The 14,035-nt window shown below is 72.4% G+C and carries 15 protein-coding genes and 1 other RNA gene; 9 read left to right on the top strand and 7 right to left on the bottom strand.

The window, feature by feature from the left end; all coding sequences use genetic code 11:
* Positions 1-26 precede the first annotated feature (26 nt).
* The 4 genes from ACFWHU_RS07430 to ACFWHU_RS07415 are packed head-to-tail and all read left to right on the top strand — an operon-like array spanning position 27 to position 3,709.
* The gene (locus ACFWHU_RS07430) at positions 27-863 is read left to right on the top strand and encodes a Nif3-like dinuclear metal center hexameric protein (protein WP_387224273.1); all 837 of its coding nucleotides are present in this window, start codon (positions 27-29) and stop codon (positions 861-863) included.
* The gene (locus tag ACFWHU_RS07425; protein WP_385793103.1) at positions 860-1,603 is read left to right on the top strand and encodes a zinc ribbon domain-containing protein; all 744 of its coding nucleotides are present in this window, start codon (positions 860-862) and stop codon (positions 1,601-1,603) included. Before ACFWHU_RS07430 ends, ACFWHU_RS07425 begins: the two co-directional genes overlap by 4 nt.
* Entirely contained in the window at positions 1,604-2,854 is a 1,251-nt protein-coding gene (locus ACFWHU_RS07420; RefSeq protein WP_387224272.1) for a bifunctional RNase H/acid phosphatase, read from the top strand.
* A gap of 18 nt (positions 2,855-2,872) precedes the next feature.
* On the top strand, positions 2,873-3,709 hold the full coding sequence (locus ACFWHU_RS07415; protein ID WP_387224270.1) for a GNAT family N-acetyltransferase: 837 nt from the start codon (positions 2,873-2,875) through the stop codon (positions 3,707-3,709).
* Positions 3,710-3,890: 181 nt separating this feature from the next.
* Here ACFWHU_RS07415 and eda read toward each other — a convergent pair whose 3' ends face one another.
* The 4 genes from eda to ACFWHU_RS07395 form a co-directional block, all read right to left on the bottom strand.
* Positions 3,891-4,505 carry a bifunctional 4-hydroxy-2-oxoglutarate aldolase/2-dehydro-3-deoxy-phosphogluconate aldolase gene (gene eda, locus ACFWHU_RS07410; protein WP_387224268.1) on the bottom strand — a complete coding sequence of 205 codons (615 nt, stop codon included), beginning with the start codon at positions 4,503-4,505 and terminating at the stop codon, positions 3,891-3,893.
* A gap of 76 nt (positions 4,506-4,581) precedes the next feature.
* Positions 4,582-5,382, bottom strand: coding sequence for a peroxide stress protein YaaA (gene yaaA / locus ACFWHU_RS07405; protein WP_387224267.1), 801 nt, complete (start codon positions 5,380-5,382; stop codon positions 4,582-4,584).
* Between the two features lie 55 nt (positions 5,383-5,437).
* On the bottom strand, positions 5,438-6,313 hold the full coding sequence (locus ACFWHU_RS07400) for a hypothetical protein (protein ID WP_385792931.1): 876 nt from the start codon (positions 6,311-6,313) through the stop codon (positions 5,438-5,440).
* Positions 6,310-7,056 (bottom strand): MerR family transcriptional regulator, encoded by a 747-nt coding sequence (locus ACFWHU_RS07395; RefSeq protein WP_385792932.1) that lies wholly within the window; start codon positions 7,054-7,056, stop codon positions 6,310-6,312. The genes ACFWHU_RS07400 and ACFWHU_RS07395 overlap by 4 nt, the downstream gene beginning before the upstream one ends.
* A 97-nt stretch (positions 7,057-7,153) precedes the next feature.
* Here ACFWHU_RS07395 and rnpB point away from each other — a divergent pair.
* Positions 7,154-7,554, top strand: an RNA gene (gene rnpB, locus ACFWHU_RS07390) — RNase P RNA component class A.
* 62 nt (positions 7,555-7,616) lie between these two features.
* A complete protein-coding gene (locus tag ACFWHU_RS07385) occupies positions 7,617-7,841 on the top strand; it encodes a hypothetical protein (RefSeq protein ID WP_354604814.1) in 225 nt (74 codons plus the stop codon).
* Positions 7,842-7,853: 12 nt separating this feature from the next.
* Here ACFWHU_RS07385 and ACFWHU_RS07380 read toward each other — a convergent pair whose 3' ends face one another.
* A complete protein-coding gene (locus ACFWHU_RS07380; protein ID WP_354604815.1) occupies positions 7,854-8,204 on the bottom strand; it encodes a hypothetical protein in 351 nt (116 codons plus the stop codon).
* Positions 8,205-8,344: 140 nt separating this feature from the next.
* Here ACFWHU_RS07380 and ACFWHU_RS07375 point away from each other — a divergent pair, with 140 nt between their 5' ends.
* Together ACFWHU_RS07375 and ACFWHU_RS07370 are read left to right on the top strand one after the other, a co-directional pair.
* Entirely contained in the window at positions 8,345-9,367 is a 1,023-nt protein-coding gene (locus tag ACFWHU_RS07375; protein WP_387224266.1) for a hypothetical protein, read from the top strand.
* A 77-nt stretch (positions 9,368-9,444) separates the two neighbouring features.
* Entirely contained in the window at positions 9,445-10,443 is a 999-nt protein-coding gene (locus tag ACFWHU_RS07370; protein WP_387224265.1) for an aldo/keto reductase, read from the top strand.
* Between the two features lie 58 nt (positions 10,444-10,501).
* Here ACFWHU_RS07370 and ACFWHU_RS07365 read toward each other — a convergent pair whose 3' ends face one another.
* Positions 10,502-11,389 (bottom strand): PhzF family phenazine biosynthesis protein, encoded by an 888-nt coding sequence (locus ACFWHU_RS07365; protein WP_385792936.1) that lies wholly within the window; start codon positions 11,387-11,389, stop codon positions 10,502-10,504.
* Between the two features lie 55 nt (positions 11,390-11,444).
* On the bottom strand, positions 11,445-12,200 hold the full coding sequence (locus ACFWHU_RS07360; protein WP_385792937.1) for an SDR family oxidoreductase: 756 nt from the start codon (positions 12,198-12,200) through the stop codon (positions 11,445-11,447).
* Between the two features lie 141 nt (positions 12,201-12,341).
* On the opposite strand from ACFWHU_RS07360, the gene ACFWHU_RS07355 reads away from it, so the two are divergent.
* Entirely contained in the window at positions 12,342-14,000 is a 1,659-nt protein-coding gene (locus ACFWHU_RS07355) for an alkaline phosphatase D family protein (RefSeq protein ID WP_385792939.1), read from the top strand.
* The last annotated feature ends 35 nt before the right edge of the window (positions 14,001-14,035 follow it).

Raw genomic sequence — 14,035 nt, 5'->3', positions numbered from 1 at the left:
CAGGGGTGGCAGGTAGCCTTTGCCCCGTGCCCCGCCTGTCCGAAGTCCTCGCCCAGTTCGACGCCCTCTGGCCGCCCGAGCGGGCCGAACAGTGGGACGCCGTCGGCACCGTCTGCGGCGACCCCGACGCCGCGGTGACCCGCGTCCTGATCGCCGTCGACCCCGTCCAGGACGTCGTGGACGAGGCCCTGCGGCTCGGCGCCGATCTGATCCTCACCCACCACCCGCTCTATCTGCGCGGGACGACGACGGTCTCCGCCGGCACCTTCAAGGGCCGCGTCGTGCACACGCTCATCAAGCACGACATCGCGCTGCACGTCGCGCACACCAACGCCGACAGCGCCGATCCGGGAGTCTCCGACGCCCTCGCCGGCGCGCTCGACCTGCGCGTCGTACGGCCCCTCGTACCCGACCCGACCGACCCGGCGGGCCGCCGGGGCCTCGGCCGGGTCTGCGAACTCGACCGCCCGGCGACCCTCCGCGACTTCGCCGCGCGCGCCGCGCACCGGCTGCCCGCCACCGCGCAGGGCATCCGCGTGGCCGGCGACCCCGACTCCGTCGTCCGTACCGTCGCCGTGAGCGGCGGATCCGGCGACAGCCTCTTCGACCACGTACGGGCGGCGGGTGTGGACGTCTTTCTGACTGCCGACCTGCGCCACCACCCGGTCTCGGAGGCCACGCAGCACTCACCGCTGGCGCTGGTCGACGCGGCGCACTGGGCCACCGAGTGGCCCTGGTGCGAACTCGCCGCCACCCAGCTCGACGAGATCTCCGACCGCCACGGCTGGGACCTGCGGGTCCACGTCTCGAAGACGGTCACCGACCCCTGGTCCTCCCACCATTCCTCAGGAGCCCCCAACTGAACGCCGAACCCGCCGACCAGATCCGACTCCTCGACGTCCAGGCCCTCGATCTGCGACTCCAGCAGATCGCCCACCGGCGCGACTCGCTGCCCGAGCACGCCGAGATCGAGTCGCTGACCAAGGACCTCACCCAGCTGCGCGACCTGCTGGTCGCCTCGCAGACCGAGGAGAGCGACACCGCTCGCGAGCAGACCAAGGCGGAGCAGGACGTCGACCAGGTGCGCCAGCGCGCCGTACGCGACCAGCAGCGCCTCGACTCGGGCGCCGTCACCTCACCCAAGGACCTCGAAAGCCTCCAGCGCGAGATCGTCTCGCTCGCCAAGCGCCAGGGTGACCTGGAGGACGTCGTCCTCGAAGTCATGGAGCGCCGTGAGGCCGCGCAGGAGCGTGCCGCGGAGCTGACCGAACGCGTCTCCTCCGTCCAGGCCAGGACGGACGACGCCGTCGCGCGCCGCGACGCCGCCGCCGAGAAGCTCGGCGGCGAGGAGTCGACGGCGGCCAAGGAGCGCGAGACCGTCTCGGCGACGATCCCCGCCGACCTGCTCAAGCTGTACGAGAAGCTGCGCGTGCAGCAGGGCGGCGTGGGCGCGGCCCGCCTCTACCAGCGCCGCTGCGAGGGCTGCCGGCTGGAGCTCAACATCACCGAGGTCAACGAGGTGAAGGCGGCGAGCCCCAGCACCGTCCTGCGGTGCGAGAACTGCCGCCGCATCCTCGTCCGCACCGCCGAATCGGGTCTGTAGATGCCGAAATTCGTCGTCGAGGCGGACGGCGGGTCGCGGGGCAACCCGGGCCCGGCGGGTTACGGCGCCGTCGTCATCGACGCGGTGACCGGTGAGACGCTCGCCGAGGCCGCCGAGTACATCGGCGTCGCCACGAACAACGTCGCCGAGTACAAGGGCCTGATCGCCGGGCTGAAGGCCGCGAAGGGGCTCGACCCGGGCGCCGACGTCCACGTCCGGATGGACTCCAAGCTCGTCGTGGAGCAGATGTCGGGCCGCTGGAAGATCAAGCACCCGGACATGAAGCCGCTGGCCGCCGAGGCCGGACGGATCCTTCCCACGGGGCAGGTCCGCTACGAGTGGATCCCGCGCGAGAAGAACAAGCACGCCGACCGGCTCGCCAACGAGGCGATGGACGCGGGCAAGAAGGGCAAGAAGTGGGAGCCCTCGGGCTCCACGGCGGAGCTGGACGCGAAGGCGGGACGCAAGGCCACGCGCCCGGCCGCCGCTCCCGCCGCCCAGGGGCCGCCCGGTGACGCGGCGGCCGGCGCGGCAAAGGCGCGCGCGGCGCTGGCCGCCTCGTACGAGCTGTCCGCCGTCGTCCCCGAACAGGCCGCGCCGTCCGCCGGCTGGGGCGCCGCCGACCTCGGCACACCCGCCACCTTCGTCCTGCTGCGGCACGGCGAGACCGCCCTCACCCCCGAGAAGCGCTTCTCGGGCAGCGGCGGCGGCGACCCGGAGCTGTCGGCCGTCGGCCGCCGGCAGGCCGACGCCGTCGCGGCCGCCCTGGCCGCGCGCGGCACGATCCAGGCCGTCGTCTCCTCCCCGTTGCTGCGCTGCCGCGAGACGGCTGCCGCCGTCGCCACCCGGCTCGGGCTGGACGTCGACGTCGAGGACGGGCTGCGCGAGACGGACTTCGGTGCCTGGGAAGGGATGACGTTTACCGAGGTCAGGGAGCGGTACGCGGACGACCTGAGCGCCTGGCTGGCCTCGCCCGGCGTGGCGCCGACGGGCGGCGGCGAGAGCTTCAGCGCGGTCGCCACGCGGGTCGCCGCCACCCGTGACGCCTTGCTGGCGCGGCACGCGGGCCGCACGGTGCTGGTCGTCACCCACGTGACACCGGTGAAGACCCTGGTCAGACTGGCGCTCGGCGCGCCGCCGGAGTCCCTGTTCCGGATGGAGCTGTCGGCGGCGTCGCTGTCGGCGGTCGCCTACTACGCGGACGGCAACGCGTCGTTGCGTCTGCTGAACGACACGTCGCATCTGCGCTGAGCGGCTTGGGGGAGTGCCGTGGGCTGGCAACTGACCGAGGACGTCGAGGAGTTCCGTACGGCGGCCGATCCGTGTCTGGCGCTGGAGCCCGCCCGCTCGACGCTGCTGCTGACGATCAGTGAGTCGTTTCGCGTCAACGGGGCGGCGACGCCCGTACGGTTCGGCTACTGGCGGGAGAGCGACGACGGCCCGGTGACCGCGGGCTTCGTCCAGACGCCGCCGCTGCGCCCGCTGCTCGGTCCGATGCCGGACCGGGCGGCGCGCGAACTCGTCCCCGTACTGCGCGCCCTCGACCCGTCGTTGAACTCCGTGCAGGGTGAGAACGCGTGCGCGGAGGCGTTCGCCGCCGAGTGGACCGGGCGCTCCGGCGGATGGCAGGTCTCGCACCGGGTACGGCTGTTCCGGCTGGGCGAACTGACCCCGCCGGACCCCGCCCCCGCCGGGCGGGCCAGGCTCGCCGCCGACGCCGACCTGCCGCTGCTCGCCGAGTGGATGAGCGCCTTCGCCGCCGACACCGGCCAGCCGAGCGCCGACCACACGCAGGCCACGGCGGAGCGCATCGCGGCGGGCCGGCTGTGGCTGTGGGACGTCGCGGGCGCCCCGGTGTCGATGGCCTCGGTCTCGCCGGTCATCGCCGGCCAGGCGCGGGTGTCTCCGGTCTACACACCGCCGCGGCTGCGCGGACGCGGCTACGGAGGCGCGGTCACGGCGGCGGTCAGCCGGGCGACACGGGACGCCGGGGCCGAACAGGTCCTGCTGTTCACGGACTTGGCGAACCGGACGAGCAACGCGCTCTACCAGCGGCTGGGATACCGGCCGCTGACGGACAGTCAGGCACTGACCTTCGACCGCTGACCTTCGACCGCTGACCTTCGACGACCGCGCTTCGATCACCGGCCTTCTGTCACCCAACTACGGCCGACGTCGCGTCTTTTCGGCGGCCACGGGTAGTTCCAGACGCACCCCGGCCGGGGGGCGCGTGAAAAAACAGGCCGCCGGGCGGGCCCGGCGGCCTGGTGATGTGGGAGGTCGCGCGTCAGCGCAGGGACGCCGCCTCGCGGGCCAGCTTCTCCACCCGGTCCCAGTCCTTCGCCGCGATCGCGTCGGCCGGCAGCATCCAGGAGCCGCCCACGCAGCCCACGTTGCCCAGTGCCAGATACGACCCGGCCGACGCCAGGGAGATCCCGCCCGTCGGGCAGAACCGCGCCTGCGGCAACGGCCCCGACAGTGCCTTCAGGTAGGCCGTGCCGCCGGCCGCCTCCGCCGGGAAGAACTTCATCTCCGTCACGCCCCGCTCCAGCAGCGCCACGACCTCAGACGTCGTCGAGACGCCCGGCAGGAACGGCACCCCGGACGTCCGCATCGCGTCCAGCAGCGTGTCCGTCCACCCGGGGCTCACCAGGAAGCGCGCCCCGGCGGTCACGGAGTCCGTCACCGACCGCGCCGAGATGACCGTCCCGGCGCCGACCACCGCGTCCGGCACCTCCACGGCGATCGCCCGGATCGCCTCCAGCGCGACCGGGGTGCGCAGTGTCACCTCGATCGCGGGCAGCCCGCCGGCCACGAGGGCGCGGGCCAGCGGTACGGCGTCGGCGGCGTCGTCCACGACGACGACAGGAACAACGGGGGCGAGGTCCAGCACGGAGGTCATGGCGCCATCCTGCCGCGCCGCACACGCTCCTCGCAACGAGCGTTGCGTCCTGCGCAACGACGGTGTGCGGAGGGCCTCAGTGGATCTCCGACACCACGACGTCCAGCGACCACGCACGCCCCGCCCCGCCGGGCGCCGCCACCTCCACCACGTACCCCAATTCGCGCAGCGTCTCGACCAGTTGCTCGGGCTTCCGCGGCTTCGCGCCGGCCATGAGCAGGTCCCGGACCAGCCGGCCCTTCGTGGCCTTGTTGAAGTGGCTGACCACCGACCGCTTCTCGACGCCGTCCACGGTCTGCGCGTGCAGGACGCGCACCGTCGCCGTACGGGCGACGACATCGCCCGCCGGCCTCCAGGCCGGCGCGTACGACGACGAACGCAGATCCAGTACGAGCCCGTCGCCGGCCACCTCGGGCAGCACCGGGGCCATCGCCCCGCGCCAGTGGGCGCCCAGAGCGCCGATGCCCGGGAGCTTCACACCCATCGAGCAGCGGTACGACGGAATCCGGTCGCCGATCCGCACCGCGCCCCACAGCCCGGAGAAGACCAGCAGCGACTTCCCGGCCCGCCGCCGCGCGGCGGTGTCCAGCGTGGCGAGGCCGAGCGCGTCGTACAGCACGCCGGTGTAGATGTCCCCGGCCGGCCGGGTCCCCGCGGTCCGCAGCTCCACGTTCTTCGCGATCTCGCCGCGCAGGCCCTCGCTCAGGCCGAGGACCTCCGCGGCCTTCTCCTCGTCGGCGGCGCACAGCTCGACCAGCTCGTCCAGCACGGCGGCCCGTGCCCCGGCCAGTCCGGCCAGTGACAGTGATTCCGGCTTCAGCGGAGCCCCGCGGCCGGAAGCGGCCTTGCCTTCCGACGGTGGCAGCAGCACGAGCACGGTGGTTCTCCTCAAGGACGTACGGACCGGGGGGTGCGGCCCCCGGCCGCCCAGGTTAAGCGACGCCGCTCGTGATCCCGTCCTCGTCGGAGGCCAGGGCCGGTGCCTCGGCGAGCGCCTTCCTGAGCCGGGTGAGCCGGGCCACGAGCGCCGCCGGGTCGTCCGCGTGGAAGCGGACCGCCGTCGCCGTGCCGCGCCCGCCCATCGGCCGTACGAACTCGACCGGCTCCGTCAGGTCCACCCGTACGGTCGTCTGACCGCCCACGATCAGGTCGAGCGTCCCGCCGGGCTCATCGATCTTGATCAACGAGCCGTCCGGGTAACGGCGTTCGACACGTACCGAGGTGATCTGACCGCTCCCGATCGGCATGTCGAACAGCGCGCCCCAGCGGATCCGGAGCGACCCGTCGGCGCCCACGACATGCGGCCGGGTGACGCAGGCCGCGTGCAGGGCGAGCACCATCAGCACGCCGTACACGTCCAGCACCAGCAGGATCATGTGCACCAGCGGCCAGGGGATGAGCATCGCCAGCGCCACGGTCTCGACGACGGACACGAAGAGCAGCCCGTACATCATCGCCGTCTGCGGTCCGGTGTACGCGGCGGCGAGATCGCCCTCGCGTACACCGTGCCGGCGCCGGGCCACCCACCGTACGAGACTCGTCACGCCCCGTGCCTCGTTGACGAGCAGCCGGCGCGCGGTGGCCGGAACGGCGGCCTCCACGGCCCGCGCGAGGGCGTCCCGGCGCGCGGCTCCGGCCAGGCGCGCCGCCCTGTAGTGCCGTCGCACCAGCACGGCCTCGATCGCCACGAGCGTGAGCACGACGGCCTCGGCGGTCCAGACGACCGGCGCCGGAACGTCCACGCCCGCCAGCAGACACACGACCAGCGTGATCTCGGCAGGCACCATCACCCACAGGACCTTGTTCATCCCTGTCCCTCCCCGTCCATCCTCTTCGCGAGTTCTTCCATCACCTGTCGCGCGACCTCGGCCTGGGCGGGGGCGAAATCGGCGAGGAACGCGTCGCCGAACCCCTCCAGCGCGGGACTGTCCGCCCTCGCCAGCTTGGCCAGCACCTCCGCCGGGATGACGGCCGCCAGCGCCTGGGCCAGCGGTCCGACGCGGGGGTCGCCGGTCGCCGCGTCGGCGAGGTCGTCGAGGCGTTCGTAGAGCGCGAGGACAGCCGGGTCGTGCGTCAGGGGGAGCAGGGCGTCGTAGACGATGTCGTCGCCGCCGACCGTGTCGAGCAGCGTGAGGAGTTCGCGGTCCTTGGCCGCCATCGCCGAGGTGGTCTCCGGCATGGCCCCCAGCAACCGCGCCAGTGCGGGCGACACCGGCCCCTCGGGCGGCAGCGTCCCCGCCATCAGCTCGGCGAGCCTGCGCCGCCTGGTCCGGATCTCCTCCTCCTGCCGCGCCAGATCGGCGTCCAGCTCGCCGAGCACCTCGGCCAGCTCCCGCCCGGCGTCGTCGGCGAGCACGTCCCGTACCTCGTCCAGGCTGAGCCCCAGCTCCGAGAGCCGCCGGATGCGGGCGAGGAGGACGGCGTCCCGCACGGTGTAGACGCGGTAGCCGTTGGCCCGCCGCTCGGGCTCCGGCAGGAGCCCCAGATGGTGGTAGTGCCGCACCGCCCGCGAGGTGACCCCCACGAGCGCGGCGATCTCTCCGATGCGCATGAGCCCAGTAGAAACCCTGACGCTGCGACAAGGTCAAGGAGGATCGGCCGGGCGCCCGGGTGACCGCCGGGGCGGGTACCATGACGATCACGGCAGACGAGCCGGGCGGACGGCCGCGTGAGGATCCTGGATCTTCCCGAGGAACGTCCGGACTCCACAGGGCAAGGTGGTGGGTAACGCCCACCCGGGGTGACCCGCGGGACAGTGCCACAGAAAACAGACCGCCCGGCGCTCAGGCGCCGGGTAAGGGTGAAACGGTGGTGTAAGAGACCACCAGCGCCTGAGGTGACTCAGGCGGCTAGGTAAACCCCACTTGGAGCAAGGTCAAGAGGGGCCGTCGCGAGACGGCCCTGCGCGGACGTCCGAGGGCTGCCCGCCCGAGTCCGCGGGTAGACCGCAAGAGGCCGACGGCAACGCCGGTCCTAGATGGATGGCCGTCTCCCCGGCCGCCGCGAGGCGACCGGGCGACAGAATCCGGCGTAGAGCTCGACTCGTCTGCCGCCCCGGCCGGCTCGGCCCCGGGGCACGCCCGAGGGTGCGACAGGGGCGAGGATGGGGACATGCCCCGACCCACCGGTTTCAGTTACGAGCGGCACACCGACGGCACCGTCGTCATCACGCACCAGGGGCGGGTGGCGAGCACACTGCGGGGTGGGCGCGCCGACAAGTTCGTCGCGCAGGTCGAGGCGGGCGACGCCCAGTTGGTGATGGCCCGGTGGACCGGGGCGTACAAGTTCGGGAACGAGCGCGTGGCCCGTGACCACCCCAGGAACCGGGGGCGCTGACGGGACGGTCGGTCACAGTTCCTCGGCGCGCAGTGCCAGGTCCTGGAGGATGTCCGCCGACGAGACTTCGGGGCCGCCGGCGTCGTGGACGCGGGCCAGCGTCACGAAGGCGAGGGTGAACGCCCCCACGAGCTGTTCCACGGCGCTGCCGACCTCCCGGCCGAGCAGGGCGCTGAGTTCCTCGGGGGTCGCGTCGGCCGGGACCTCGACGCGGGGCATCGTCTCGTTGAGCAGTTCGGTCACGACACCCATCTCGGCGTCCATGTCCTGCTCCTGACCGGTGTCCTCCTCAAGCCGACGCTGCCAGTCACCGGCCTGCGTCAGGATGCCGATCACGCGCTTCAGGACCTCGCTCTGCTCCATGCCGTGAGCATAGGCGGGCGGGATGGGCCGTGTGGGTAGCAGCGCGAGCCGGAGGAGTGAGACGTCATCGAACGTCGGACGCGGTCCCGGTGTCGCCCGGACGCGCGTCGGGGGTCATGGGCGTCGAATAGGGTTTCCGGATGACATCGGCACCACACACATTCACGGACGCCCTCGGCGCGTTCGAGTCCGCCGTGCGCGATCAGGACGGCGAGCGGTTCGACCGGGCCTTCCCGCTGCTCCACCAGGCGTTCCAGGAGGCGGACCAGGACGAACTCCAAGAGGGAGCACCCCGGTTGGCGGCGCTGCTGGAGCAGGTCCCGCCGGGGCCCCGGGCGGTGACCGCGGTGCTCGTCGGTGCCTGTGTCGAGCGCGGCGCCGACCCCCTGCCGTGCGCGCCCGGTCTCTTCGCGGCGGTACGGGAGGCCTTCACCGCAGCCCTCGGATTCACCGACCGGTGGTCGGCCACCGGCGGCGGCGAGCTGCCCGATCCGGGCGAGGACGAGCTGGGTGACCAGATCGTCGACCGTGTCGGCTTCGAGGCCGCGCTCGGCTGGTGGACGCTCCCCGAGTGGCGTATGGCGTCGCTCGCACTGCTCAACAGCAAGGCCGTACGGCAGCGGATCGCCTCCGACGGGGGCGAGTTGAGGTCGCTCGTGGAACGGGTCCAGTCCGCGGCGGGCGATGCGGGCGAGGACTTCAAGGGCCTCGTGTACGCGCTCCGCGTGCTCGACGACGAGCCGCTGGTCGTTCTGCACCGTGCGACGCGCACCGCCTATCTGATGCGGATGACCGGCATCGGCGACAACTTCCAGCTCCACACGCTGGTCGCCGGGGCGCTCATCGGCGGGCTGCATGTGCCGGGCGACGGCCCCACCGCCGAGGCGATAGCCATGTGCCGGGACAAGGAGGGGCAGACCCTCACCATCGGCACGTACAACCTCCTCGCTCCCGACGGCAGTTGGATCTGGAACGAGGGAACCCCGTCCGACATCCCCGTCGTGGAGGGCGCGCGGCTGCTGGTCCTCGACCCGCCGCCGTACGAACGGAGTTGGCCCGCCGGCCGGTACTTCCCCGGGATGAGCGGCGACCTGGTGCTCGAACGCGTCCTCGGGCGGGACGAGGCGGAGAGCTGGTACGCGCGGGTCGCCGATCCGAAGTAGCCGGGCGGATGGGCGGATGAGGTTACGGGCGTCCGGTCCTTGCCTTCGCGCGCACTTCAACATCTACCGTTCCGGCCATGAAGACAAGGACGTTGGGACACGGTGGCCCCGAGATCGGTCCGCTCGGCTTCGGCTGCTGGGCCGTCGGAGGCGAGTGGCAGGACCGCGACGGCAATCCGCTCGGCTGGGGCAAGGTGGACGACGAGGAGTCCGTCGCCGCGATCAGGCGGGCGCTGGAACTCGGGGTGAACTTCTTCGACACGGCGGACACGTACGGAGCCGGCCACAGCGAGCGCATACTCGGCCGCGCGATCGCCGGACGGCGGGACGAGGTGGTCATCGCCACCAAGTGGGGCAACACCTTCGACGAGGCGACCCGCACCGCCACCGGCCCCGTCACCACCCCCGAGCACGCGCGGCGGGCGCTGACCGCGTCGCTGCGGCGGCTCGGTACGGACCACATCGATCTGTACCAGTTCCACGTCGGTGAGGCCTCCCTCGCGGAAGGGGCCGAACTCCGCGATCTCTGCGAGGAGTTCGTGGCCGAGGGGCTGATCCGCGCTTACGCCTGGAGCACCGACGACCCGGCGCGTGCGGCCGTCTTCGCGCAAGGGCCGCACTGCGCCGCCGTGCAGCACCAGTGCAACGTGCTCGACGACGCGCCCGAGATGCTCGACCTGTGCGCGCGGCACGGACTGCTCAGCGTCAACCGCGGCCCGCTCGCGATGGGGCTGCTCACCGACAAGACCGGTGCGGGCAGCCGGGGAGCCGAGGGCGACATCAGGGCCGTACCGCCGTCGTGGCTGCGGTGGTTCGGGGAGGGCGGCGGGGCGCTGCCCGAGTGGGTGGCGCGGGTCGACGCGGTCCGGTCGGTACTCACCAGCGACGGACGCACCCTCGCGCAGGGCGCGCTCGCGTGGCTGTGGGCGCGCAGCGAACTGACCGTGCCGATCCCGGGCTTCCGGTCGGTCGCGCAGGTCGAGGAGAACGCGGGCGCGCGGGACTTCGGCCCGCTGAGCGCGGCGCAACTCCAGGAGATCGCTGGGCTGTTGGCGGCGCCGGACGACGCGTCCTGACCCCTCCCCGGGCGGTACCGAGCGGCCCGCCCGGGGATCAACGGCCGCCGGACACGACCTAGAGCGACGCCGGGATGAGGGTCGCCGTGCCCGACACGCGTACGCGTGTGTCGTCCGGCCGCAGTTCCACCGTCAGCACTCCCGGCCGGCCCATGTCCACGCCCTGGTGGAGGGTGAGCACCGATGCCTCGGGTACGAGGGCGAGTTCACGCGCGTACGCCCCGAACGCCGCCGCCGCGGCGCCCGTCGCCGGGTCCTCGATCACACCGCCCACCGGGAACGGGTCGCGTACGTGGAAGACGTCCGCCGACTCGCGCCACACCAGCTGGACCGTGGTCAGGTCCAGCCGGTGCATCAGCGCTTCGAGGCGGGCGAAGTCGTAGTCCAGGTCCGCGAGCCGGGCGCGGGTCGCCGCGCCGACGACGAGGTGGCGGGCGCCGCCGTACGCGATGCGCGAGGGCAGGGCCGGGTCGAGATCACCGGCCGGCCAGCCGAGCGCGGCCAGCGCCTCGGCCAGGTCGGCGTCGGCGACGTCCTCGACGTGCGGCTCGACGCTGGTGAGCGTCGCGCGCGGCGCACCGCCGTCCCCGTCGGCGGCGACCGTCACGGGCACGGTCCCGGCGCGCGTCTCGAAGACCAGGTCACCCGCGCCGATCCGCTCCGCCAACGCGACCGCCGTGGCGACGGTGGCGTGGCCACAGAACGAGACCTCGGCCTTCGGGCTGAAGTACCTGATCGTGAAGGCCCGCCCCGGCTCACCGGCGCCGTCCGGGGCCGCCGTCAGAAAGGCCGACTCGCTGTACCCGAGGTCGGCGGCGATCGCGAGCATCGCGTCGTCCGTGAGCCCGGCGGCGTCGAGCACGACCCCGGCCGGGTTGCCCCCCGCGGGATCGGCCGAGAAGGCGGTGTAGCGCAGGACTTCGCCGGTCAGTGTGGGTTCGCTCATGCGCGTGCCAACGACGGCGGACCAACGGGCATTCCCGCCGCCGTCAGGACACGTTCTAACCCCGGCCGATGAACGGCATCGTCGTCGCCAGCACCGTCGCGAACTGGATGTTCGCCTCCAGCGGCAGCTCCGCCATGTGCAGCACCGTCGTGGCGACATCCGCCGCGTCCATCACCGGCTCCACCGCCAGTTCACCGTTGGCCTGCGGGACGCCCCGCTGCATGCGCTGCGTCATGTCCGTGGCCGCGTTGCCGATGTCGATCTGGCCGCAGGCGATGCGGTACGGACGGCCGTCCAGGGACAGCGACTTGGTGAGGCCGGTGAGCGCGTGCTTCGTCGCCGTGTACGCCACCGACTCCGGGCGTGGCGCGTGCGCCGAGATTGAGCCGTTGTTGATGATCCGGCCGCCCTGCGGATCCTGGTCCTTCATCAGCCGGAACGCTGCCTGCGCGCACAGGAACGAGCCCGTCAGATTGGTGTCGACGACCTTGCGCCAGGCGGAGTAGGGCAGATCCTCCAGCGGTACGCCGCCGGGGCCGAACGTGCCCGCGTTGTTGAAGAGGAAGTCGATCCGGCCGTACCGCTCGCGCACCGTCTCGAAGAGCGCGTCCACGTCCTCGGGCCGCGCCACGTCCGTCGGCACACTGATCAGGTCCGCGTCCGCCGCCAGCGCCGCCGTCTCCGCGAGGCGCTCCGCCTTCCGTCCCGCGAGCACCACCGACCAGCCCGCCCCGGCCAGGGCGAGCGAGACGCCCCGCCCGATGCCCGAACCCGCTCCCGTCACCACGGCGATCTTCCGCACAGCATTCATGGGCCCGCAGCGTACGGGAGGAGGAGCGGGCACGGGGAACTCATCAGGCCGACATCCCAATGTTGTGTACCCGACAACGATCGGACGTCGCGTACGGCTGCACTTCCTCTGACAACAGCCGTCAGGGGAGGGGCACATCACATGACACCCGCACGCACAGGTACGCCCGCCGGCCGGACCGCCGCGCACTCGCCCGAGTTGCGGGCCGCCGCGGCCCACCTCGGCCGTCGCAGGTTCCTCACCGTCACCGGCGCCGCCGCCGCGCTCGCCTTCGCCGTCAACCTGCCCACGGCGGGCACCGCGAGCGCCGCCGAACTGGACGCCGCGAAGATCAAGAGCGACCCGTTCACGCTCGGCGTCGGCTCCGGCGACCCGCAGCCCGCGTCCGTACTGCTCTGGACCCGCCTCGCGCCCAGCCCGTACCAGTCCGACAGCGGACTGCCCCGGAACAGGGTCTCCGTACGCTGGGAGGTCTCCCACGACGAGCGGTTCACCCGGATCGTGAGACGTGGCACCGCCACCGCCCACCCCGAGTTCGACCACAGCGTCCATGTCGAGGTCCCCGGCCTCGACGCGGACCGCTTCTACTTCTACCGCTTCCGCGCCGGGAAGTGGATCAGCCCGGTCGGCCGCACCCGTACCGCGCCCGCGCGCTCCGCGAACATCGGGGAACTCAAGCTCGCCGCCGTCTCCTGCCAGGCGTACCACGACGGCTACTTCACCGCGTACAAGCACCTGGCCGCCGAGGACCTCGATGTCGTCATCCACCTCGGCGACTACCTGTACGAGTACGCCGTGACGGCGGTCGGCGGCGCGCGTAACTACACCGACCGGCGGCTGCCCGCGCACTACAACCGCGAGACGGTCACCCTGGAGGACTACCGGCTGCGTTACGGCCTCTACAAGTCCGACCCGGACCTGATGGCCGCGCACGCCGCGCACCCCTTCATCGTCACCTGGGACGACCACGAGACCGAGAACAACTACGCGGACGAGACCCCCGAGAACGACGTACCGCCGGAGGAGTTCCTGCTCCGCAGGGCCGCCGCCTACCGCGCGTACTGGGAGAACCAGCCGCTGCGCACCCCGCAGCAGCCCGACGGCCCCGATATGCAGCTCTACCGCCGGCTGCACTTCGGGCGCCTCGCGCAGTTCGACATCCTCGACACCCGCCAGTACCGCTCCAACCAGGCGTACGGGGACGGCTGGCAGGTCCCGGGACCGGAGTCCGAGGACCCGACGCGCACCATGACCGGCGAGACACAGGAGAGGTGGCTGCTGAACGGCTGGCGGCAGTCCCGCGCGGTATGGAACGTGGTGCCCCAGCAGGTGACGTTCGCGCAGCGGCGCGACGTCCCCCGGCCGGACTTCAAGCTGTCGATGGACGGCTGGGACGGCTACCCGGCATCCCGCAAGCGGATCCTGGACGGCGCGGAGACGGCCGGCCTCGACAACCTGATGGTGCTGACCGGCGATGTGCACGTCGGCTACGGCTTCGACCTCAAGGCCGACTTCGACGACCCCGACTCCCGCACCGTCGGCACCGAGATCGTCGCCACGTCCATCGCCAGCGGCAAGGACGGCGCGGACAAGCCTGCCAACTGGGACAACCTGACCACCGCCAACCCGCACATGAAGTTCTACAACGGGCGGCGCGGCTATGTGACCGTCACGCTCGGCCGGCAGGAGGCGCGCGCCGACTTCAAGACGGTGTCCGCCGTCACGACGCCCGGCGCGCCCCTCTCGACGGCCGGGTCCTTCGTGACGGAGGCCGGTGACCCCGGCCTCAAGCCCGTCTGAAGCACGTTGAGTTGGCGGTGAGGGCAAGCTGACGA

It is taken from the genome of Streptomyces sp. NPDC060366 (assembly GCF_042725135.1).
Taxonomy (GTDB): domain Bacteria; phylum Actinomycetota; class Actinomycetes; order Streptomycetales; family Streptomycetaceae; genus Streptomyces.
Note: the sequence above shows the minus strand (reverse complement) of the source record. Positions and strands in the feature narration are given on the sequence as shown.